The sequence below is a fragment of the Shigella flexneri 2a str. 301 genome, from assembly GCF_000006925.2.
Classification (GTDB): Bacteria; Pseudomonadota; Gammaproteobacteria; order Enterobacterales; family Enterobacteriaceae; genus ECMA0423.
Genome location: NC_004337.2, coordinates 964,575 through 986,183 on the forward strand (window position 1 = coordinate 964,575; position 21,609 = coordinate 986,183).

General features: G+C 51.7%; 21 protein-coding genes and 4 other annotated features (1 of these 25 cut by a window edge). Of the genes, 7 read left to right on the plus strand and 14 right to left on the minus strand.

Annotated features, from left to right (window positions below; translation table 11 throughout):
* Positions 1-74: 74 nt before the first annotated feature.
* Positions 75-1,502, plus strand: a mobile genetic element.
* The 4 genes from SF0921 to ycbL all read left to right on the plus strand — a co-directional run bounded on the left by SF0921 (position 142) and on the right by ycbL (position 4,946).
* Positions 142-1,488, plus strand: a complete 1,347-nt coding sequence (locus SF0921; RefSeq protein ID NP_706843.1) for an insertion sequence IS4 transposase InsG — start codon at positions 142-144, stop codon at positions 1,486-1,488. (Overlaps the previous feature by 1,347 nt.)
* Positions 1,503-1,695: 193 nt before the next feature.
* Positions 1,696-3,543, plus strand: coding sequence for a murein L,D-transpeptidase (ycbB, locus tag SF0922; RefSeq protein NP_706844.1), 1,848 nt, complete (start codon positions 1,696-1,698; stop codon positions 3,541-3,543).
* A 180-nt stretch (positions 3,544-3,723) separates the two neighbouring features.
* Complete coding sequence (gene ycbK / locus SF0923) at positions 3,724-4,272, plus strand: hypothetical protein (protein NP_706845.2); 549 nt, start codon at positions 3,724-3,726, stop codon at positions 4,270-4,272.
* A gap of 26 nt (positions 4,273-4,298) precedes the next feature.
* The gene (gene ycbL / locus SF0924; RefSeq protein NP_706846.1) at positions 4,299-4,946 is read left to right on the plus strand and encodes a hypothetical protein; all 648 of its coding nucleotides are present in this window, start codon (positions 4,299-4,301) and stop codon (positions 4,944-4,946) included.
* A 222-nt stretch (positions 4,947-5,168) separates the two neighbouring features.
* Here the strand turns inward: ycbL and aspC are convergent, their stop codons facing one another.
* Complete coding sequence (aspC, locus tag SF0925) at positions 5,169-6,359, minus strand: aromatic amino acid aminotransferase (RefSeq protein ID NP_706847.1); 1,191 nt, start codon at positions 6,357-6,359, stop codon at positions 5,169-5,171.
* Between aspC and SF0925a the strand changes: the two genes are divergently transcribed.
* Positions 6,358-6,528: a hypothetical protein gene (locus SF0925a; RefSeq protein ID YP_008439236.1), complete on the plus strand. Its 171-nt coding sequence runs from the start codon at positions 6,358-6,360 to the stop codon at positions 6,526-6,528. The genes aspC and SF0925a overlap by 2 nt on opposite strands.
* Positions 6,529-6,543: 15 nt before the next feature.
* Here the strand turns inward: SF0925a and ompF are convergent, their stop codons facing one another.
* The 3 genes from ompF to pncB form a co-directional block, all read right to left on the minus strand.
* Positions 6,544-7,632, minus strand: coding sequence for an outer membrane protein F (ompF, locus tag SF0926; protein NP_706848.1), 1,089 nt, complete (start codon positions 7,630-7,632; stop codon positions 6,544-6,546).
* Positions 7,633-8,232: 600 nt separating this feature from the next.
* Positions 8,233-9,633: an asparaginyl-tRNA synthetase gene (gene asnC, locus SF0927; RefSeq protein ID NP_706849.2), complete on the minus strand. Its 1,401-nt coding sequence runs from the start codon at positions 9,631-9,633 to the stop codon at positions 8,233-8,235.
* A gap of 168 nt (positions 9,634-9,801) precedes the next feature.
* Positions 9,802-11,004: a nicotinate phosphoribosyltransferase gene (gene pncB / locus SF0928; RefSeq protein NP_706850.2), complete on the minus strand. Its 1,203-nt coding sequence runs from the start codon at positions 11,002-11,004 to the stop codon at positions 9,802-9,804.
* Between the two features lie 265 nt (positions 11,005-11,269).
* Between pncB and pepN the strand changes: the two genes are divergently transcribed.
* Positions 11,270-13,885 (plus strand): aminopeptidase, encoded by a 2,616-nt coding sequence (gene pepN / locus SF0929; protein NP_706851.1) that lies wholly within the window; start codon positions 11,270-11,272, stop codon positions 13,883-13,885.
* Between the two features lie 206 nt (positions 13,886-14,091).
* On the opposite strand, the gene ssuB is transcribed toward pepN, so the two are convergent.
* From ssuB to SF0937, 8 genes are all read right to left on the minus strand, one after another.
* Positions 14,092-14,859: an aliphatic sulfonates ABC transporter ATP-binding protein gene (gene ssuB / locus SF0930; protein NP_706852.1), complete on the minus strand. Its 768-nt coding sequence runs from the start codon at positions 14,857-14,859 to the stop codon at positions 14,092-14,094.
* On the minus strand, positions 14,856-15,509 hold the full coding sequence (locus SF0931) for a taurine transport system permease-like protein (RefSeq protein ID NP_706853.1): 654 nt from the start codon (positions 15,507-15,509) through the stop codon (positions 14,856-14,858). Before SF0931 ends, ssuB begins: the two co-directional genes overlap by 4 nt.
* Positions 15,473-16,803 (minus strand) — a mobile genetic element. Its footprint overlaps the gene before it by 37 nt.
* Positions 15,484-16,389: an IS2 transposase TnpB gene (locus SF0932; RefSeq protein NP_706854.1), complete on the minus strand. Its 906-nt coding sequence runs from the start codon at positions 16,387-16,389 to the stop codon at positions 15,484-15,486. (Overlaps the previous feature by 906 nt.) The genes SF0931 and SF0932 overlap by 26 nt, the downstream gene beginning before the upstream one ends.
* Positions 16,347-16,757 (minus strand): IS2 repressor TnpA, encoded by a 411-nt coding sequence (locus SF0933; protein ID NP_706855.3) that lies wholly within the window; start codon positions 16,755-16,757, stop codon positions 16,347-16,349. It lies within the feature at positions 15,473-16,803. Before SF0933 ends, SF0932 begins: the two co-directional genes overlap by 43 nt.
* A gap of 191 nt (positions 16,804-16,994) precedes the next feature.
* The gene (ycbN, locus tag SF0934) at positions 16,995-18,140 is read right to left on the minus strand and encodes an alkanesulfonate monooxygenase (protein NP_706856.1); all 1,146 of its coding nucleotides are present in this window, start codon (positions 18,138-18,140) and stop codon (positions 16,995-16,997) included.
* A complete protein-coding gene (gene ycbO, locus SF0935) occupies positions 18,137-19,138 on the minus strand; it encodes a hypothetical protein (RefSeq protein NP_706857.4) in 1,002 nt (333 codons plus the stop codon). Before ycbO ends, ycbN begins: the two co-directional genes overlap by 4 nt.
* Complete coding sequence (ycbP, locus tag SF0936; protein ID NP_706858.2) at positions 19,089-19,664, minus strand: NAD(P)H-dependent FMN reductase; 576 nt, start codon at positions 19,662-19,664, stop codon at positions 19,089-19,091. Before ycbP ends, ycbO begins: the two co-directional genes overlap by 50 nt.
* Positions 19,583-19,996 carry a hypothetical protein gene (locus SF0937; protein ID NP_706859.1) on the minus strand — a complete coding sequence of 138 codons (414 nt, stop codon included), beginning with the start codon at positions 19,994-19,996 and terminating at the stop codon, positions 19,583-19,585. Before SF0937 ends, ycbP begins: the two co-directional genes overlap by 82 nt.
* A gap of 25 nt (positions 19,997-20,021) precedes the next feature.
* Positions 20,022-20,761 (plus strand) — a mobile genetic element (partial).
* Here SF0937 and insA (SF0938) point away from each other — a divergent pair.
* Entirely contained in the window at positions 20,077-20,352 is a 276-nt protein-coding gene (insA, locus tag SF0938; RefSeq protein ID NP_706860.1) for an insertion element IS1 protein InsA, read from the plus strand. (Overlaps the previous feature by 276 nt.)
* Positions 20,762-20,856: 95 nt before the next feature.
* Positions 20,857-21,609, minus strand: a mobile genetic element (it continues 15 nt past the right edge of the window).
* On the opposite strand, the gene insB is transcribed toward insA (SF0938), so the two are convergent.
* On the minus strand, positions 20,872-21,267 hold the full coding sequence (gene insB, locus SF0939) for an insertion element IS1 protein InsB (RefSeq protein ID NP_706861.1): 396 nt from the start codon (positions 21,265-21,267) through the stop codon (positions 20,872-20,874). It overlaps the preceding feature by 396 nt.
* Positions 21,294-21,569 carry an insertion element IS1 protein InsA gene (gene insA / locus SF0940; protein NP_706862.1) on the minus strand — a complete coding sequence of 92 codons (276 nt, stop codon included), beginning with the start codon at positions 21,567-21,569 and terminating at the stop codon, positions 21,294-21,296. Its footprint lies within the feature at positions 20,857-21,609.

Consider the following 21,609-nt stretch of genomic DNA (forward strand, 5'->3'; position numbering starts at 1 on the left):
TAAGGCGGCAGCAATGCCGCCTTTTCTTTTTCCGAAAACTCCGTTTCTGCACTAAAAAAATGGCACATAACGGCGTAATACCGATCAGTTAAGGATCAGTTGACCGATCCAGTGGCTGTGTAAGAATCCGGAAACGCTCACTTGTTTCCGGATTTTTTTATGCACATTGGACAGGCTCTTGATCTGGTATCCCGTTACGATTCTCTGCGTAACCCACTGACTTCTCTGGGAGATTACCTCGACCCCGAACTCATCTCTCGTTGCCTTGCCGAATCAGGTACTGTAACGCTACGCAAGCGCCGTCTTCCCCTCGAAATGATGGTCTGGTGTATTGTTGGCATGGCGCTTGAGCGTAAAGAACCTCTTCACCAGATTGTGAATCGCCTGGACATCATGCTGCCGGGCAATCGCCCCTTCGTTGCCCCCAGTGCCGTTATTCAGGCCCGCCAGCGCCTGGGAAGTGAGGCTGTCCGCCGCGTGTTCACGAAAACAGCGCAGCTCTGGCATAACGCCACGCCGCATCCGCACTGGTGCGGCCTGACCCTGCTGGCCATCGATGGTGTGTTCTGGCGCACACCGGATACACCAGAGAACGATGCAGCCTTCCCCCGCCAGACACATGCCGGGAACCCGGCGCTCTACCCGCAGGTCAAAATGGTCTGCCAGATGGAACTGACCAGCCATCTGCTGACGGCTGCAGCCTTCGGCACGATGAAGAACAGCGAAAATGAGCTTGCTGAGCAACTTATAGAACAAACCGGCGATAACACTCTGACGTTAATGGATAAAGGTTATTACTCACTGGGACTGTTAAATGGCTGGAGCCTGGCGGGAGAACACCGCCACTGGATGATACCTCTCAGAAAGGGAGCGCAATATGAAGAGCTCAGAAAACTGGGTAAAGGCGATCATCTGGTGAAGCTGAAAACCAGCCCGCAGGCACGAAAAAAGTGGCCGGGACTGGGAAATGAAGTGACAGCCCGCCTGCTGACCGTGACGCGCAAAGGAAAAGTCTGCCATCTGCTGACGTCGATGACGGACGCCATGCGCTTCCCCGGAGGAGAAATGGCGGATCTGTACAGTCATCGCTGGGAAATCGAACTGGGATACAGGGAGATAAAACAGACGATGCAACTGAGCAGGCTGACGCTGAGAAGTAAAAAGCCGGAGCTTGTGGAGCAAGAGCTGTGGGGTGTCTTACTGGCTTATAATCTGGTGAGATATCAGATGATTAAAATGGCGGAACATCTGAAAGGTTACTGGCCGAATCAACTGAGTTTCTCAGAATCATGCGGAATGGTGATGAGAATGCTGATGACATTGCAGGGCGCTTCACCGGGACGTATACCGGAGCTGATGCGCGATCTTGCAAGTATGGGACAACTTGTGAAATTACCGACGAGAAGGGGAAGGGCCTTCCCGAGAGTGGTAAAGGAGAGGCCCTGGAAATACCCCACAGCCCCGAAAAAGAGCCAGTCAGTTGCTTAACTGACTGGCATTACACATAACGGCGCGCTTTTCTTTAAACTTCTTTACATTAGGTTATGTAAAAACGTATCGGCGTTTATATACTGAAGATAAGCCTGATGAGTAACAGGCTTGCTCGTCATACTTTCGTGAGTATTGGCGTTGTACAGGCAAGTCGTAAAATAACAGCCTGGCTATTCAGAGTATGATAAAAACAGGGGGCAAGGGATGTTGCTTAATATGATGTGTGGTCGTCGGCTGTCGGCAATCAGTTTGTGCCTGGCCGTAACATTCGCTCCACTGTTCAATGCGCAGGCCGATGAGCCTGAAGTAATCCCTGGCGACAGCCCGGTGGCTGTCAGTGAACAGGGCGAGGCACTGCCGCAGGCGCAAGCCACGGCAATAATGGCGGGGATCCAGCCATTGCCTGAAGGTGCGGCAGAAAAAGCCCGCACGCAAATCGAATCTCAATTACCCGCAGGTTACAAGCCGGTTTATCTTAACCAGCTTCAACTGTTGTATGCCGCACGCGATATGCAACCCATGTGGGAAAACCGTGATGCTGTTAAAGCCTTCCAGCAACAGCTGGCAGAGGTGGCGATTGCTGGTTTCCAGCCGCAGTTTAATAAATGGGTAGAGTTACTGACCGATCCTGGTGTTAACGGGATGGCACGTGACGTGGTGCTCTCTGATGCGATGATGGGCTATCTCCATTTCATTGCAAATATTCCGATCAAAGGCACTCGCTGGCTATATAGCAGTAAACCTTATGCGCTTTCAACGCCGCCGCTTTCGGTGATTAACCAATGGCAGCTAGCGCTGGATAAAGGTCAATTGCCTACGTTTGTTGCAGGACTGGCACCGCAGCATCCGCAATATGCGGCGATGCATGAATCGTTACTGGCCTTACTCAGTGACACCAAACCGTGGCCCCAACTGACCGGCAAAGCAACGTTGCGCCCAGGGCAGTGGAGTAACGACGTACCGGCGTTGCGCGAAATATTGCAACGCACAGGCATGTTGGACGGGGGGCCGAAAATTACTCTACCTGGCGATGACACGCCAACTGACGCGGTAGTCAGCCCATCCGCTGTTACTGTTGAAACAGCAGAAACTAAGCCGATGGACAAGCAAACGACGTCTCGTAGTAAACCTGCGCCTGCCGTTCGTGCCGCCTACGATAATGAACTGGTGGAAGCCGTTAAACGTTTTCAGGCATGGCAAGGATTGGGAGCAGATGGTGCTATTGGCCCGGCAACGCGTGACTGGTTAAACGTAACGCCCGCCCAGCGTGCTGGCGTGTTGGCACTCAACATCCAGCGATTGCGCTTGCTGCCAACAGAGCTTTCTACCGGGATCATGGTTAACATTCCAGCCTATTCGCTGCTCTACTATCAGAACGGCAATCAGGTGCTGGATTCGCGAGTCATTGTCGGTCGCCCCGATCGCAAAACGCCGATGATGAGCAGTGCACTTAACAACGTAGTGGTAAACCCGCCGTGGAACGTACCACCAACTCTGGCACGCAAAGATATTCTGCCGAAAGTGCGCAACGATCCGGGATATCTCGAAAGCCATGGCTATACGGTGATGCGCGGCTGGAACAGCAGAGAAGCGATTGACCCATGGGAGGTTGACTGGTCTACAATCACGGCCTCGAATTTACCGTTTCGCTTCCAGCAGGCTCCAGGCCCACGGAACTCGCTGGGGCGCTATAAATTCAATATGCCGAGTTCAGAGGCCATTTATTTGCATGACACGCCGAACCACAATCTGTTCAAGCGTGATACACGCGCATTGAGCTCAGGCTGTGTACGAGTGAATAAAGCTTCCGATCTGGCGAATATGCTGTTGCAGGATGCAGGATGGAATGACAAACGTATTTCTGATGCGCTGAAGCAGGGTGATACACGTTACGTCAATATTCGGCAGTCGATTCCGGTGAATCTCTACTACCTGACGGCCTTTGTTGGTGCAGATGATCGTACCCAGTATCGTACAGATATTTACAATTATGATCTGCCTGCGCGATCCAGCTCGCAAATCGTATCGAAAGCGGAACAATTAATCAGGTAAATGAAGTAGTTCGGGGAAATCAATTGTCGTAATAATTAGCATGATTGGGGGCGATTCTCTGCAGCCCCCGTCACTGCTGGGGTTGAGTCATCTTGACGTCTGCTTTACGGGCGGTTAAGGTGCCTCTTGTGCGCCAGAAGTGCATATAAACGATAACATTGAGCTGTAGACTTGATTATCATGGACAAATTCGACGCTAATCGCCGCAAATTGCTGGCGCTTGGTGGCGTTGCACTCGGTGCCGCCATCCTGCCGACCCCTGCGTTTGCAACACTCTCTACCCCACGCCCGCGCATTTTGACACTCAATAATCTTCATACCGGAGAGTCAATCAAAGCGGAGTTTTTCGATGGCAGAGGCTATATTCAGGAAGAATTGGCAAAACTTAACCATTTTTTCCGCGATTACCGCGCGAACAAAATAAAGTCCATCGACCCAGGATTATTCGACCAGTTGTATCGCCTGCAAGGGTTGTTAGGCACGCGCAAACCGGTGCAACTCATTTCCGGTTATCGTTCCATTGATACCAACAATGAACTACGCGCCCGCAGCCGTGGAGTAGCGAAGAAAAGCTATCACACTAAAGGCCAGGCGATGGATTTCCATATTGAAGGTATCGCGTTAAGCAATATTCGCAAAGCCGCGTTATCTATGCGCGCAGGTGGTGTAGGATATTACCCACGTAGTAACTTTGTGCATATTGATACCGGGCCAGCACGGCACTGGTAGTAATCGCTTAACGAAACAGGGGCAGTATGAACTATCGTATTATTCCGGTCACCGCATTCTCCCAGAACTGTTCATTGATCTGGTGTGAACAAACCCGCCTGGCCGCACTGGTCGATCCTGGCGGCGATGCGGAAAAAATCAAACAGGAAGTTGATGACAGCGGCCTGACACTGATGCAGATCCTGCTGACGCATGGTCATCTGGACCACGTTGGCGCAGCGGCGGAACTGGCGCAACATTACGGCGTGCCGGTTTTTGGCCCGGAAAAAGAAGATGAGTTCTGGCTGCAAGGCTTGCCTGCGCAAAGTCGTATGTTTGGTCTGGAAGAGTGCCAGCCGCTGACGCCAGATCGTTGGCTGAACGAAGGCGATACCATCAGCATAGGGAATGTGACTTTACAGGTGTTACATTGCCCTGGGCATACGCCGGGTCATGTCGTGTTTTTTGATGATCGGGCAAAGCTGCTGATTTCTGGCGATGTTATTTTCAAAGGCGGAGTAGGGCGCAGTGACTTCCCGCGTGGCGATCATAATCAACTGATTTCTTCAATCAAAGATAAATTGCTGCCACTGGGGGATGACGTGACATTTATTCCGGGTCACGGACCATTATCTACACTTGGTTATGAGCGCCTGCACAATCCCTTCCTGCAAGACGAAATGCCCGTCTGGTAAAGGCGCATAAAAAAGTCCACTTTTAATGCGGGCCTGGATTTCTGGCAAAGTGCGCTTTGTTTATGCCGGATGCGGCACGAGCGCCTTATCCGGCCTACAAAATCGTGCAAATTCAAAATATTGCAGGGGACGCGTAGGCCTGATAAGCGTAGCGCATCAGGCAATGTTGCGTTTGTCATCAGTCTCAGCCCGCTTTTCAGCGGGCTTCATTGTTTTTAACGCTTACAGCACTGCCACAATCGATTCGCACAGCGGAGCCATGTTATCTGGTGTCATCCCGGCCACATTTACGCGACCAGAAGCAACAGCATATACGCCAAACTCTTCGCGCAGACGCAGCACTTGTTCTTTTGTCAGACCACTGAAGGAGAACATGCCGTTCTGTTTGATGATAAAGCTGAAGTCGCGGTTTGCACCTTTTTCCTGCAGCGTATTGACGAACAACTGACGCATACGCTGAATACGCTGGCGCATATCAGTCAGCTCTTGTTCCCAAATCGCACGTAATGCATCGTTGCTCAGGATGGTGGCAACAACAGAAGCGCCGTGTGCTGGAGGGTTAGAGTAGTTAGCGCGAATCGCCGCTTTCATTTGGCTGAATGCGCGATCAACGATTTCACTGTCGGCAGCAACCAGAGTACAAGCGCCAACACGCTCGTTGTACAGGCCAAAGTTTTTAGAGTAGGAACTGGCAACAATCAGCTCTTTATGCATAGCCGCGAAAGCGCGCAGTCCTTCAGCATCTTCTTCCAGACCACGGGCAAAACCCTGGTAAGCGAAGTCAAACAGCGGTAACCAGCCTTTCTCAACGGAGAGTTGTGCCAGTGTCTGCCATTGTTCCAGCGTAGGGTCGATACCGGTTGGGTTATGGCAGCAGCCATGGAACAGCACTACGTCGCCAGCCTGAGCTTCGTTCAGACTGTTAATCAGTGCATCGAAGTCAAGGGTGTGATTTTCCGCATCATAATAAGCGTATTCACGAACTTCCAGACCTGCAGAGTTAAAGACGCTCTTATGGTTCGGCCAGCTTGGGTTGCTCACCCACACACGCTTAACGCTGGTATTTTTTGCCAGGAAGTCGGCAGCCACGCGTAGTGCGCCAGTGCCACCCGGAGTCTGTGCCGTGCGAGCACGTTTGTCATTGATCAGGGCGCTACCTTTACCAAACAGCAGTTCCTGAGTGCAGCGACCAAATTCAAGGATGCCGTCAATGCCGAGGTAATTTTTGGTGGTTTCATTTTCGAGCAGATACTGTTCAGCCTTTTTCACGCTGGTCAGTACCGGGGTTTTGCCCGTCTCATCTTTATAGACACCAATCCCGAGGTTAATTTTGCCGGGACGTTCATCGGCACGAAACAGATCGGCCAGGCCCAGAATCGGGTCGGCAGGAGCGGCGGTAATGTTCTCAAACATGACGAGGTTCCATTATGGTTACAGAAGGGAAGTCCGCTATCAGGGTAACGGGAGATTTACAAAATTCCAACTATTACTGATGAAAACGCAGGCTGTTTTTGCAAGACGTGAGATTGCTCTGGAAGGCATAAAAAAAACAGGACCAACGTCCTGTTTTTTCGGCATTTAACAAAGAGGTGTGCTATTAGAACTGGTAAACGATACCCACAGCAACGGTGTCGTCTGAACCTACGCCCAGTTTGTTGTCAGAATCGATCTGGTTGATGATGTAGTCAACATAGGTGGACATGTTTTTGTTGAAGTAGTAGGTTGCGCCCACTTCAAAGTAGTTCACCAGATCAACATCACCGATACCTTCTACGTCTTTCGCTTTAGATTTGGTGTAAGCGATGGACGGACGCAGACCGAAATCGAACTGGTATTGCGCAACTAACAGAACGTCTTGCGTTTTGTTGGCGAAGCCGCTGGTGTTTGTAAATTTATTAGTGATCGGCGTAGCGTTACGGGTTTCACCGTAGTTCGCTGCCAGGTAGATGTTGTTCGCGTCGTACTTCAGACCAGTAGCCCACTGTTCAGCTTTTTTACCGTTGCCAAGAGGTTGAGCTTCTTGCAGGTTGGTACGGTCAGCTGCACCATAAGCACCAACGATACCAAAGCCTTCGTATTCGTAGCTGATAGAACCGCCAACACCGTCGCCGTTAGAACGGCGTGCAGTGTCACGCTCGTTTTTACCCAGGTACTGAACAGCGAAGTTCAGGCCATCAACCAGACCAAAGAAGTTGGAGTTACGATAGGTAGCAACGCCGCCAACACGACCAACGAAGAAGTCATCGCTGTATGCAGTATCACCACCAAATTCTGGCAGCATATCGGTGTAACCCAGTGCATCATAAACCACACCGTAGTTACGGCCGTAATCGAAAGAACCAACGTCAGCGTATTTAAGACCCGCGAATGCCAGACGCGTTTTGTTACCAGTTTGAGCGTCAGCGCCTTCAGAGTTGTTACCCTGGAAGTTATATTCCCACTGACCATAACCGGTCAGATCGGAATTGATTTGAGTTTCCCCTTTAAAACCAAGACGGGCATAGGTCATGTCGCCATTGCCACCGTAACTGTTTTCACCGTTACCCTTGGAAAAATAATGCAGACCAACAGTTTTACCGTACAGATCTACTTTGTTGCCATCTTTGTTATAGATTTCTGCAGCGTTTGCAGTACCTGCTACTAACAGAGCAGGGACGATCACTGCCAGAATATTGCGCTTCATCATTATTTATTACCCTCATGGTTTTTTTATGACACCTGCCACTGCCGTCAATAAGTTCTGTCAATAAAAATTTACGGAACTATTGATGAGAGTTTGGTGTCTTTATGTGTCTGCAGGCATCTTTCCATTCAAACTAACGTTTCGCTACCGTGAAAGTGCTACAAAGATAAAGATTTAGTTTCAAAAAGAAAAAATATGTAACCAAAAGTAAAAATTAAGGAGCTTTGTGAACACCGTCATATTTCCATAGAAACGTGATGATATTTACAGCAATTTTTATCTATTTATATGATTTACTTATATTTAAATTAACTAAACGGAAATTTTGTTTCTGATGGAAACTTTATCGACCTGGCACAAAATCCTCTTTCAGACATCCAGAATGCCAAAAAATAGTATGAAAATTGTGCTATCAGCTAAGAAAAAACTAATCCGCAATAAGAGTACGGGTTATTTTTTGTGCGTAAATGTTGCAATGTAATATTCCGTAACAGGATGATCGTTATGGCGGGGGTGCAAATAGATTGCTTGACTTAACAAACAGATAACTTGACAGAAAGGATAAAAAAGAGCCAGCAGGCGCTGGCTCTTTGAGGAAGAAAATCAGAAGCTGGCGTTGCGCGGAGTACGTGGGAACGGAATCACATCACGCACGTTTTGCACGCCAGTTACGTAAGCAATCAGGCGTTCAAAACCAAGACCGAAACCTGAATGCGGAACAGTACCGTAGCGACGCAGATCGCGATACCACCAGTAATCTTCTTTATTCAGGCCCATTTCCAGCATACGCTCGTCCAGAACGTCCAGACGTTCTTCACGCTGGGAGCCACCAATGATCTCACCGATGCCCGGAGCCAGAACGTCCATAGCCGCAACGGTTTTACCGTCTTCGTTGAGGCGCATATAGAACGCTTTAATATCTTTCGGATAGTTTTTAACCACTACCGGTGCTTTAAAGTGTTCTTCCGCCAGATAACGCTCATGCTCAGAAGAGAGATCGACGCCCCAGTAAACCGGGTTTTCAAACTTCCTGCCGCAGTTTTCGAGAATGGTCACTGCGTCGGTGTAATCCACCTGCGCGAAATCGGCTTCAATGAAGCGTTCCAGACGTGAAACGGCATCTTTATCTACGCGTTCAGCGAAGAATTTCATGTCGTCTGCGCGTTCTTCGAGAACCGCTTTGAAGACATATTTCAGCATGGCTTCAGCCAGACCCGCGATATCGTTCAGGTTAGCAAACGCCACTTCCGGCTCCAGCATCCAGAATTCCGCCAGGTGACGGCTGGTGTTGGAGTTTTCAGCACGGAAAGTCGGGCCGAAGGTATAAATTTTGGATAATGCGCAAGCGTAGGTTTCGCCGTTCAACTGGCCAGATACGGTCAGGAAAGACTCTTTACCAAAGAAGTCTTTGTCGAAATCCACTTTGCCCTGATCGTTACGCGGCAGGTTTTCCAGATCCAGCGTAGAAACGCGGAACATTTCGCCTGCACCTTCGGTATCAGATGCGGTAATCAGTGGCGTTGAAACCCAGAAGAATCCCTGCTCGTTAAAGAAGCGATGCAGCGCCTGCGCCAGCGTATGGCGAACGCGCGCGACGGCACCAATCAGGTTTGTGCGCGGACGCAGGTGAGCGACTTCACGCAGATACTCAATGCTGTGGCGTTTTGCCGCCATCGGGTAAGTGTCTGGATCTTCAACCCAACCAGCAACTTCAACCTTGCTGGCCTGAATTTCAAATTGTTGCCCCTGGCCCGGCGATGCCACGACTTTACCCGTCACAATGACCGAGCAGCCGGTGGTCAGACGCAGGACGTCTTCATTGTAATTGGGCAGAGAATTATTGATGACAGCCTGTACAGGATCAAAGCAGGAACCGTCATAAACGGCGAGGAAGGAGATGCCAGCTTTTGAATCTCGGCGGGTACGTACCCATCCGCGTACGGTGACTTCGCTGTCAACGGCTACGCGGCCCTGGAGTACGTCGGCTACAGGCACAACGCTCATAATATTCTCTCTGTTAATAGTCGGAAAAAATAAACACTTGTCCACCCGTAAATGGGGGGGATACCTATGTTACCTGGCATCTGCAATCAGACAAGCAGAATTCGCAAATGCAGCGAAAGATTTCGGAATTAAAGGTAAAAAAGGGAGCCGATTAGCTCCCTGATGATATTAACTGGCTTTTTTAATATGCGGAAGGTCGAACGCTTTGCGCAGTGCCCGAACAAACGCTTTATCATGGCAGATAGTTTTGCCAGGGCTGTCAGAAAGTTTCGCCACCGGTTTACCGTTACACTCTACCAACTTAATCACAATATTCAGGGGTTTTACCTGGGGGATATCGCAGGTCAGGCGAGTCCCAATACCAAAACTTAATTGCACGCGGGAAGAGAAGTGGCGGTATAGCTCAACCGCTTTGCGTAAATCCAGATTGTCAGAGAAAACCAGCGTTTTACTCTGTGGATCAATTCCCAGCTTTTCATAATGTGCAATGGCTTTTTCACCCCATTCAACCGGGTCGCCAGAGTCATGACGCAGGCCCTGATACCGACTAGCGAACTCGACACCGAAATCACGCAGGAAAGCATCCATAGTGATGCAGTCGGTTAATGCAATGCCAAGTTGGTCGGGATACTCTTCCAGCCAGGCAGCAAGTGCAGCTCGCTGGCTGTTGGCTAGATCCGGGCTGATTTGCTGATGTGCCTGGAACCATTCGTGTGCCTGTGTTCCCATCGGCGTGAGGGAAAGCCGACGCGCCAGATCGTAGTTGCTGGTGCCCACGAACCAGGATTCCTGTTGCAGACGCTTAACGATGGTTTCTTGTACTTCGCGAGAAAAACGGCGACGGGTGCCAAAATCCATCAGATGGAAGCGCGACATATCAAGACCGGCGGTTAACGCCGAGAAGTCGACTAATTTGCTTTCCAGCGTGTCGAGGGCTTGCGCAACGTCGGCCTGCGGTGAGCGATAGCGATGTACCATTTCACTGATAACCGCCAGCAAAGGAACTTCCCAGAGGATGACTTCACGCCACGGACCGCTTAAGCGAATATCCAGCTTGCCATTATCGTTGGACACGGTGACTTGTTCCGGGTTAAAGCGGAACTCGCGTAACCAGTTAAGATAGTCGGCCTTAAAGAAAGGCAGGGCAGAGAGCCACTGATATTCATCATCCTGCAGGCGCAGGTGCTGCATCGCCTGAATCTGTTCACGAATAGCATCGGCATAAATACCCAGCAGATCGTCACCTCGGCAACGAAACTCCGCCGCGACATGCACATCGTAATAGTGATGAAACACGGCTTGCTGCATATGCAACTTATAAGCATCTGTATCCAGCAACGAGTGCAGAACAGGAGAAGCGAATTGTGTCATAGGTGCGCAGTAGCGTCCTCGTACAGGAGCGTTTAGTACAATAAACATCTTCAGGAACTGCTGGAGTATACCTTGTTTCGCAATTTATTGAACCCCGATCACACCATATGCCACCTTTCTGGTCGATGGCATTACGCGGTGTATGTTATAAAAATGTAGCAATAAAGGCGTTTGTACCTGAAAAGATGAAGATTCTGCATAGCGCGATTTACGCAACAGGAATAGACTGAACACCAGACTCTATAAAAGATGCTAAAGGTTATTTATGACTCAACAGCCACAAGCCAAATACCGTCACGATTATCGTGCGCCGGATTACCAGATTACTGATATTGACTTGACCTTTGACCTCGACGCGCAAAAGACGGTCGTTACCGCGGTCAGCCAGGCTGTCCGTCATGGTGCATCAGATGCTCCGCTTCGTCTCAACGGCGAAGACCTCAAACTGGTTTCTGTTCATATTAATGATGAGCCGTGGACCGCCTGGAAAGAAGAAGAAGAGGGCGCACTGGTCATCAGTAATTTGCCGGAGCGTTTTACGCTTAAGATCATTAATGAAATAAGCCTGGCGGCGAATACGGCGCTGGAAGGGCTTTATCAGTCAGGCGATGCGCTTTGCACCCAGTGTGAAGCCGAAGGTTTCCGCCATATTACGTATTATCTCGACCGCCCGGACGTGCTGGCGCGTTTTACCACCAAAATTATTGCCGATAAAATCAAATATCCCTTCCTGCTTTCCAATGGTAACCGCGTTGCGCAAGGCGAACTCGAAAACGGACGCCATTGGGTACAGTGGCAGGACCCGTTCCCGAAACCGTGCTACCTGTTTGCGCTGGTGGCAGGCGACTTTGATGTACTGCGCGATACCTTTACCACGCGTTCTGGTCGCGAAGTAGCACTGGAGCTGTACGTCGATCGCGGCAACCTTGATCGCGCGCCGTGGGCGATGACCTCGCTGAAAAACTCCATGAAATGGGATGAAGAACGCTTTGGCCTGGAGTATGACCTCGACATCTATATGATCGTCGCGGTGGATTTCTTCAATATGGGCGCAATGGAGAATAAGGGTCTGAATATCTTTAACTCCAAATATGTGCTGGCCCGCACCGACACCGCCACCGACAAAGATTACCTCGATATTGAACGCGTTATCGGCCATGAATATTTCCATAACTGGACCGGTAACCGAGTGACCTGCCGCGACTGGTTCCAGCTCAGCCTGAAAGAAGGTTTAACCGTCTTCCGCGATCAGGAATTCAGCTCTGACCTTGGTTCCCGCGCAGTTAACCGCATCAATAATGTGCGCACCATGCGCGGATTGCAGTTTGCGGAAGACGCCAGCCCGATGGCGCACCCAATCCGCCCGGACATGGTCATTGAGATGAACAACTTCTACACCCTGACCGTTTACGAGAAGGGCGCGGAAGTGATCCGTATGATCCACACCCTGCTGGGCGAAGAAAACTTCCAGAAAGGGATGCAACTCTATTTCGAGCGTCATGATGGTAGCGCAGCGACCTGTGACGACTTTGTGCAGGCGATGGAAGATGCGTCGAATGTTGATCTCTCCCATTTCCGCCGTTGGTACAGCCAGTCCGGTACGCCGGTTGTGACCGTCAAAGACGACTACAATCCGGAAACTGAGCAGTACACCCTGACCATCAGCCAGCGCACGCCAGCCACGCCGGATCAGGCAGAAAAACAGCCGCTGCATATTCCGTTTGCCATCGAATTGTATGACAACGAAGGTAAAGTGATCCCGTTGCAGAAAGGCGGTCATCCGGTGAATTCCGTGCTGAACGTCACCCAGGCGGAACAGACCTTTGTTTTTGATAATGTCTACTTCCAGCCGGTGCCTGCGCTGCTGTGCGAATTCTCTGCGCCAGTGAAACTGGAATATAAGTGGAGCGATCAGCAACTGACCTTCCTGATGCGTCATGCGCGTAATGGTTTCTCCCGTTGGGATGCGGCGCAAAGTTTGCTGGCAACCTACATCAAGCTGAACGTCGCCCGTCATCAGCAAGGGCAGCCGCTGTCTCTGCCGGTACATGTGGCTGACGCTTTCCGCGCGGTGCTGCTCGATGAGAAGATTGATCCGGCGCTGGCGGCAGAAATCCTGACGCTGCCTTCTGTCAATGAAATGGCTGAACTGTTCGATATCATAGACCCGATTGCTATTGCCGAAGTACGCGAAGCACTCACTCGTACTCTGGCGACTGAACTGGCGGATGAGCTGCTGGCTATTTACAACGCGAATTACCAGAGCGAGTACCGTGTTGAGCATGAAGATATTGCAAAACGCACTCTGCGTAATGCCTGCCTGCGCTTCCTTGCTTTTGGTGAAACGCATCTGGCTGACGTGCTGGTGAGCAAGCAATACCATGAAGCAAACAATATGACCGATGCGCTGGCAGCGCTTTCTGCGGCGGTTGCTGCACAGCTGCCTTGCCGTGACGCGCTGATGCAGGAGTACGACGATAAGTGGCATCAGGACGGTCTGGTGATGGATAAATGGTTTATCCTGCAAGCCACCAGCCCGGCGGCGAATGTGCTGGAGACGGTGCGTGGTCTGTTGCAGCATCGCTCATTTACCATGAGCAACCCGAACCGTATTCGTTCGTTGATTGGTGCGTTTGCGGGCAGCAACCCGGCAGCGTTCCATGCCGAAGATGGCAGCGGTTACCAGTTCCTGGTGGAAATGCTTACCGACCTCAACAGCCGTAACCCGCAGGTAGCTTCACGTCTGATTGAACCGCTGATTCGCCTGAAACGTTATGATGCCAAACGTCAGGAGAAAATGCGCGCGGCGCTGGAACAGTTGAAAGGGCTGGAAAATCTCTCTGGCGATCTTTACGAGAAGATAACTAAAGCACTGGCTTGATACTTTTGAGCCAAAATGCCTGATGCGACGCTTGACGCGTCTTATCAGGCCTACAACTCCGTTGAAATTGCTGGTTTTGTAGGCTGGATAAGGCGTTCACGCCGCATCCGGCAGCCGTGCCCAACTGCCTGATGCGATGCTTGACGTGTCTTATCAGGCCTACAAGTCCGTTGAAAATGCTGGTTTTGTGCGCCACATCCGGCATATTAACCATGACGCCGAATCAGTTGTTCAGAATGCCCACGCCGCATTACCCGTTGCAATACTTCCGCTTCCAGCTCCGCTAATCGCACCGACCCTAATCGACGCGGACGGGGGATATCCACTGTCAAATCCAGACTAATTTTTCCCTCTTCAATTAACAACACCCGGTCAGCCATTGCTACCGCTTCGCTCACATCATGCGTCACCAACAGTACGGTAAAGCCGTGCTGCTGCCAAAGTGACACAATCAAATCCTGCATCTCGAGTCGCGTTAAGGCGTCCAGTGCCCCGAGCGGTTCATCAAGCAACAATAAACCCGGTCGATGAATCAACGCTCTTGCCAGCGCCACACGCTGTTTCTGCCCGCCAGAAAGTGCGGCAGGCCATTCCCCGGCGCGATTCTCCAGTCCTGCCGCAGCCAACGCCCGACGCGCGGCATCGCGCCACTGACCTTTAAGGCCTAACCCAACGTTATCAATCACCGATTTCCACGGCAGCAGACGCGCATCCTGAAACATCATTCGCGTATCATCCTGAATTTCAGCCAGCGGTGTGGTGCCCGCTAACACATCGCCTGCGGTTGGCGTTTCCAGACCGGCCAGCAGGTGCAGCAGGGTACTTTTACCACCACCGCTGCGGCCCACCACCGCCACAAACTGACCTGCCGGAATATGTAAATCCAGTTGGTTCAGGACGATATTTTCCGCGTAATGTTTGCTTACTGCATTGAGCAACAATGGTGTGCCCTGGTTCAGACGAGCAGTATTCATATCGTGGTCTCCTTCAAATGATAAGCCGGGTTCCAGCGCAACCAGAGGCGCTCTAACAGCTGCGCGCTGACGTCAGCAAGTTTGCCGAGCAGGGCGTAAAGAATAATAGCGACTACCACCACGTCTGTTTGCAAAAACTCTCGCGCATTCATCGCCAGATAACCAATGCCGGAATTGGCAGAAATGGTTTCGGCAACAATCAGCGTCAGCCACATCAGGCCCAACGCAAAACGCACGCCGACCATAATTGAGGGCAGGGCATCGGGCAGGATCACATGGATAAACAGCGGTATGCCGGATAATCCATAGCTACGCGCCATCTCCACCAGCCCGCGATCGATATTACGGATGCCATGCCAGGTGTTGATATAAATGGGGAACAGCGTACCGAGCGCCACCAGAAAGATTTTCGCGGATTCATCAATGCCAAACCACAAAATCACCAGCGGGATCAGCGCCAGATGCGGCACGTTGCGCAACATCTGAATTGAGGTATCCAGCAGCCTTTCTCCCCAGCGCGACAGTCCGCTAATCAGTCCCAGAATCAGGCCCAGCGATCCGCCAATTGAAAAGCCAATCAGCGCCCGCCAGGAACTGATCGCCAGATGCTGCCTGGATTTGCCCCTATATTTCCAGACATCTGTTATCACTTAACCCATTACAAGCCCGCTGCCGCAGATATTCCCGTGGCGAGCGATAACCCAGCGCACTATGCGGATGCCATTCGTTATAATGCTCGAACGCCTCTGCAAGGTTCTTTGCTGCCGTTAACCCGTCTGGTTTGGGCATGATACTGATGTAGTCACGCTTTATCGTTTTCACGAAGCTCTCTGCTATTCCGTTACTCTCCGGACTCCGCACCGCCGTGTTCTTCGGTTCAAGTCCCAACATCCGGGCGAACTGGCGTGTTTCATTAGCCCGGTAGCATGAACCATTATCCGTCAGCCACTCCACTGGAGACGACGGAAGATCGTTGCCGAAGCGGCGTTCCACCGCTCCCAGCATGACGTCCTGTACTGTTTCACTGTTGAAGCCGCCGGTAGTCACCGCCCAGTGCAGTGCCTCACGATCACAGCAGTCCAGCGCGAACGTGACACGCAGTCTCTCTCCGTTATCACAGCAGAACTCGAACCCGTCAGAGCACCATCGCTGATTGCTTTCTTTCACGGCTACTCTGCCTGTATGTGCCCGTTTCGATGGCGGTACAGCAGGTTTTCGCTCAAGCAACAGCGCATTCTGGCGCATGAGCCGGTAAACACGTTTGGCATTGATCGCAGGCATACCATCAAGTTCTGCCTGTCTGCGAAGCAGCGCCCATACCCGACGATAACCATACGTGGGCAGCTCTCCGATAACATGGTGTATACGGAGAAGCACATCCGTATCATCAGTGTGACGACTGCGGGGGCCATCCATCCAGTCATCGGTTCGTCTGAGAATGACGTGCAACTGCGCACGCGACACCCGGAGACAACGGCTGACTAAGCTTACTCCCCATCCCCGGGCAATAAGGGCGCGTGCGCTATCCACTTTTTTGCCCGTCCATATTCAACGGCTTCTTTGAGGAGTTCATTTTCCATCGTTTTCTTGCCGAGCAGGCGCTGGAGTTCTTTAATCTGCTTCATGGCGGCAGCAAGTTCAGAGGCAGGAACAACCTGTTCTCCGGCGGCCACAGCAGTAAGACTTCCTTCCTGGTATTGCTTACGCCAGAGAAATAACTGGCTGGCTGCTACACCATGTTGCCGGGCAACGAGGGAGACCGTCATCCCCGGTTCAAAGCTCTGCTGAACAATTGCGATCTTTTCCTGTGTGGTACGCCGTCTGCGTTTCTCCGGCCCTAAGACATCAATCATCTGTTCTCCAATGACTAGTCTAAAAACTAGTATTAAGACTATCACTTAAATAAGTGATACTGGTTGTCTGGAGATTCAGGGGGCCAGTCTACTGCCACAGTTCGCCGCTGGCGGAGAGCGTCCAGAACGCCGTCACCACTCCTTCCGGTGAAGGCAAAATACGCGTCGACAGCCAGCCAACCGAGGAGGCCAGTTGCCACACCGCCACGATGCCCACCGGTAAAAACCAGGGGGCAACGCGCAATAACCACTTCTTCACTGGCGTTGCCATCATCGTGTTCCTTAGCTTTGCGCGACTTTACGGGGGATAAAATCATTTGCCACCGCTTCGCCTTGCGGATTCAGCGGCTGCGGCTGGGGAATTTCCGGAATGGCGACATCCAGATGTGGGAACAGCAACTCGCCAACCCGATACGCTTCTTCCAGATGCGGGTAGCCCGAAAGCACAAAGCTGTCGATGCCAAGCGCGGCGTATTCGTTGATTCGCGCGGCGACCGTAGGACCATCGCCCACCAGCGCCGTTCCGGCACCGCCGCGCACTAAGCCAACGCCCGCCCATAAATTGGGGCTGATCTCCAGATTGTCGCGCTTGCCGTTATGTAGCGCCGCCATTCGCTGTTGTCCTACGGAATCCGTCCGGGCGAATGCGGCTTGTGCTTTGGCGATAGTCTCATCATCAAGATGCGAGATTAACCGCTCGGCGGCCTGCCACGCTTCGTCGTTAGTTTCACGAACAATCACATGCAGACGAATACCGAAACGAATTTTGCGCCCATACGCGGCAGCTTTCGCCCGCACTTGTTCGATTTTCTCTTTAACAAGTTCCGGCGGTTCGCCCCAGGTGAGGTAGAGATCAACTTGTTCTGCCGCCAGCTCCTGGGCGACATCTGACGATCCGCCAAAGTAAAGCGGAGGATAAGGCTGTTGAATCGGCGGGAAGAGCAGTTTTGCTCCGCGCACATGAATATGTTTACCGTTGAAATTGACGGTTTCCCCCAGCAATAAGCGCCGCCAGACCTGGGTAAATTCCGCCGAGGCTTCGTAGCGCTCGCTATGATCAAGGAACACGCCGTCGCCTGCCAGCTCTTGTGGATCGCTGCCTGTGACCAGATTAAACAACGCACGACCATTTGAGAGACGGTCAAGCGTGGCGGCCTGGCGGGCGGCAACAGTAGGTGAGGTTACGCTGGGACGCAGGGCGACAAGAAACTTCAGCCGCTGCGTCACCGGGATCATCGACGCTGCAACCAGCCACGCATCTTCACACGATCGCCCCGTTGGGATCAGCACACCGGTATAGCCCAGACGATCCGCCGCTTGCGCAATTTGTTGCAGATAACCGTGATCAACCGGGCGTGAACCTTCTTCCGTTCCCAGATAGTGCCCGTCACCGTGGGTCGGTAAAAACCAGAACATATTCAGACTCATAATTGTTTTCCTTCCAGTTGAGTGGGCTGCCAGATGCGCTGGCGAATATCGACTTTTTTCGGCACCAGACGGTTTTCATAAAACAGATCTGCCGTTTGCTGCTGTAAGGCGGCAACCTCGGCGTTAACCGGTTTGATGGTGGTAGGAGGGCGATGATCTAAGTAAGAGGCAATCACCGGTGCCGGTAAGCCCATCGTTTTTGCCAGTAAAGCGATGCTTTGTTCGCGCTGGCTGCGGGTTAACGCATCGGCCTCACTAAAGGTTGCCAGTACGCCCTGAATAAAAGCGCCGTTTTTTTCTGCATAGGGACGAGCTGCCAGATAAAACGATCCAGTTTGATTGAGATCGGTGCCGTCTTTCAGCACCCGCACGCCGCCCTGTAATAACGCAGCGGAGTAGTAGGGATCCCAGATAGCCCAGGCGTCAACGTTACCTTGCTGGAACGCGGCGCGGGCATCGGCAGGCGTCAGGTAAGTGGGCTGGATATCGGTGAATTTAAGTCCGGCCTGACGCAGTGCACGCAGTAAAAGGTTGTGTGAACTGGAACCTTTCTGAAAGGCAACTTTGTGACCTTTAAGATCGGCTACGGTTTTGATCGGGCTGTTTTCTGCCACCAGAATCACTTCGGCTTTGGGCTTCGGTGGCTCGACGCCCACATATACCAAATCAGCCCCGGCAGCCTGGGCAAAGATTGGCGGAATATCCCCGGTACTGCCGAGATCAATACTGCCAACGTTTAACGCTTCCAACATTTGCGGACCCGCGGGGAACTCCACCCAGGAGATTTTTGATTGCGGATAGCGTTTTTCCAGTAACTGGTGGCTTTTTGCCAGCACCATACCAATACTGCCTTTCTGATAGCCTATACGTAACGCTTCAGGCGAGGATTCTGCAGCAACCGCAAAAGTAGAGACGCTAAGCAATCCCGCCAGCGCCAGTTTAATGATGTTACGCATGGGCATTACCTCGCAGAGACAGAAGGTCAGGAACCTGAACATCGCGGCGGTGCAATGCCTGCCAGAAAGTTTCTAGCGCGGTATCAAGATGGGTTTGCAGATTTGGCGTGAACTGGGGTCTGTGATGGTAATCAATTAATTGTGAGTCATCGGCAAACACGCCGTGCAGGATCTCCTGAGCTTTCAGTGCGCTTAAAACTGGTTTAAGGGCATAATCGACCGCCAGCAGATGGGCCACGGTACCGCCCGTCGCCAGCGGTAGCACCACTTTGCCTTGCAAAGCGCGCTCTGGCAGCAGGTCGAGCAGGGTTTTCAGCGCGCCGGAATAGGCGGCTTTATACACAGGCGTGGCGACAATCAGCCCATCAGCCTGTTGCAGCTGTTCGGTGAAGGTCTTGAGTGCCGGACTATCGAAACGAGCATAAAGCAGATCTTCCGGGGCGAAGTTTTGCAGATTCCAGTGATAAACCTCTACATCTAGGCCATTTAGTTTTTCCCGCGCATATTCCAGCAAGGAGCTGGAGCGAGAAGGAAAGCGAGGACTACCCGCCAGGGTGATGACACGCATACTCTCTCCTTATAACCAATTGTTCTTTTTTTTGTTAACATTGATAACAATTCGGTCAGTCTGTCGGAGAGACAAGAAAATGTTAATGGTAAAGTTATTGCTCCAGCTTGTACCCTGGTAGCTGCGACGAAAGATTCAGTAGTCACATTGCCAAATGTCAGCGCCACCAAGTTGCAAACTAATGGAGCAGTCTCTGGCGTTAAAACTGATGTACCAATTGCCTTAGAAGGCTGTGATGTTACTGTAACTAAAAATGCGACGTTTACCTTTAGTGGTACGGCTGACGGCGTGCAACCTACAGCATTTGCCAACCAGGCTACCACCGATGCCACGCAAGCACCTTAAAATCACCATCAGGGTAATGCTGCCAACTTACTGATTTAGTGTATGATGGTGATTTTAAGGTGCTTGCGTGGCTTCCATTTCCATCAGATGTCCTTCCTGCTCCGCTACTGAAGGCGTGGTGCGTAACGGCAAAAGCACTGCCGGACATCAGCGCTATCTCTGCTCTCATTGCCGTAAAACATGGCAACTACAGTTCACTTACACCGCCTCTCAGCCCGGTACGCACCAGAAAATCATTGATATGGCCATGAATGGCGTCGGATGTCGCGCCAGTGCACGCATTATGGGCGTTGGCCTCAACACGGTTTTACGTCACTTAAAAAACTCAGGCCGCAGTCGGTAACCTCGCGCATACAACCGGGCAGTGATGTGATTGTCTGCGCTGAAATGGACGAACATTGGGGCTACGTCGGGTGCTAAATCACGTCAGCGCTGGCTGTTTTACGCGTATGACAGGATACGGAGGACGGTTGTGCCGCACGTCTTCGGTGAACGCACTCTGGCCACACTGGAGCGTCTTCTGAGCCTGCTGTCGGCCTTTGAGGTCGTGGTATGGATGACGGATGGCTGGCCGCTGTATGAATCACGCCTGAAGGGAAAGCTGCACGTTATCAGCAAGCGTTACACTCAGCGCATTGAGCGACATAATCTGAATCTGAGACAACATCTGGCAAGGCTGGGACGGAAGTCACTGTCGTTCTCAAAATCGGTGGAGCTGCATGACAAGGTCATCGGGCATTATCTGAACATAAGCAGCGACGAATGTTGCTCTACAAATGTATCTGCCAGATGGTTCTACATCGGTAACTCCCGGTACCGAAACGTCGAATATTCAGTTAGCGGATTCGGTAATGACTCCAACTTACTGATAGTGTTTTATGTTCAGATAATGCCCGATGGCCTTGTCATGCAGCTCCACCGATTTTGAGAACGACAGTGACTTCCGTCCCAGCCTTGCCAGATGTTGTCTCAGATTCAGATTATGTCGCTCAATGCGCTGAGTGTAACGCTTGCTGATAACGTGCAGCTTTCCCTTCAGGCGTGATTCATACAGCGGCCAGCCATCCGTCATCCATACCACGACCTCAAAGGCCGACAGCAGGCTCAGAAGACGCTCCAGTGTGGCCAGAGTGCGTTCACCGAAGACGTGCGCCACAACCGTCCTCCGTATCCTGTCATACGCGTAAAACAGCCAGCGCTGACGTGATTTAGCACCGACGTAGCCCCAATGTTCGTCCATTTCAGCGCAGACAATCACATCACTGCCCGGTTGTATGCGCGAGGTTACCGACTGCGGCCTGAGTTTTTTAAGTGACGTAAAACCGTGTTGAGGCCAACGCCCATAATGCGTGCACTGGCGCGACATCCGACGCCATTCATGGCCATATCAATGATTTTCTGGTGCGTACCGGGCTGAGAGGCGGTGTAAGTGAACTGTAGTTGCCATGTTTTACGGCAATGAGAGCAGAGATAGCGCTGATGTCCGGCAGTGCTTTTGCCGTTACGCACCACGCCTTCAGTAGCGGAGCAGGAAGGACATCTGATGGAAATGGAAGCCACGCAAGCACCTTAAAATCACCATCATACACTAAATCAGTAA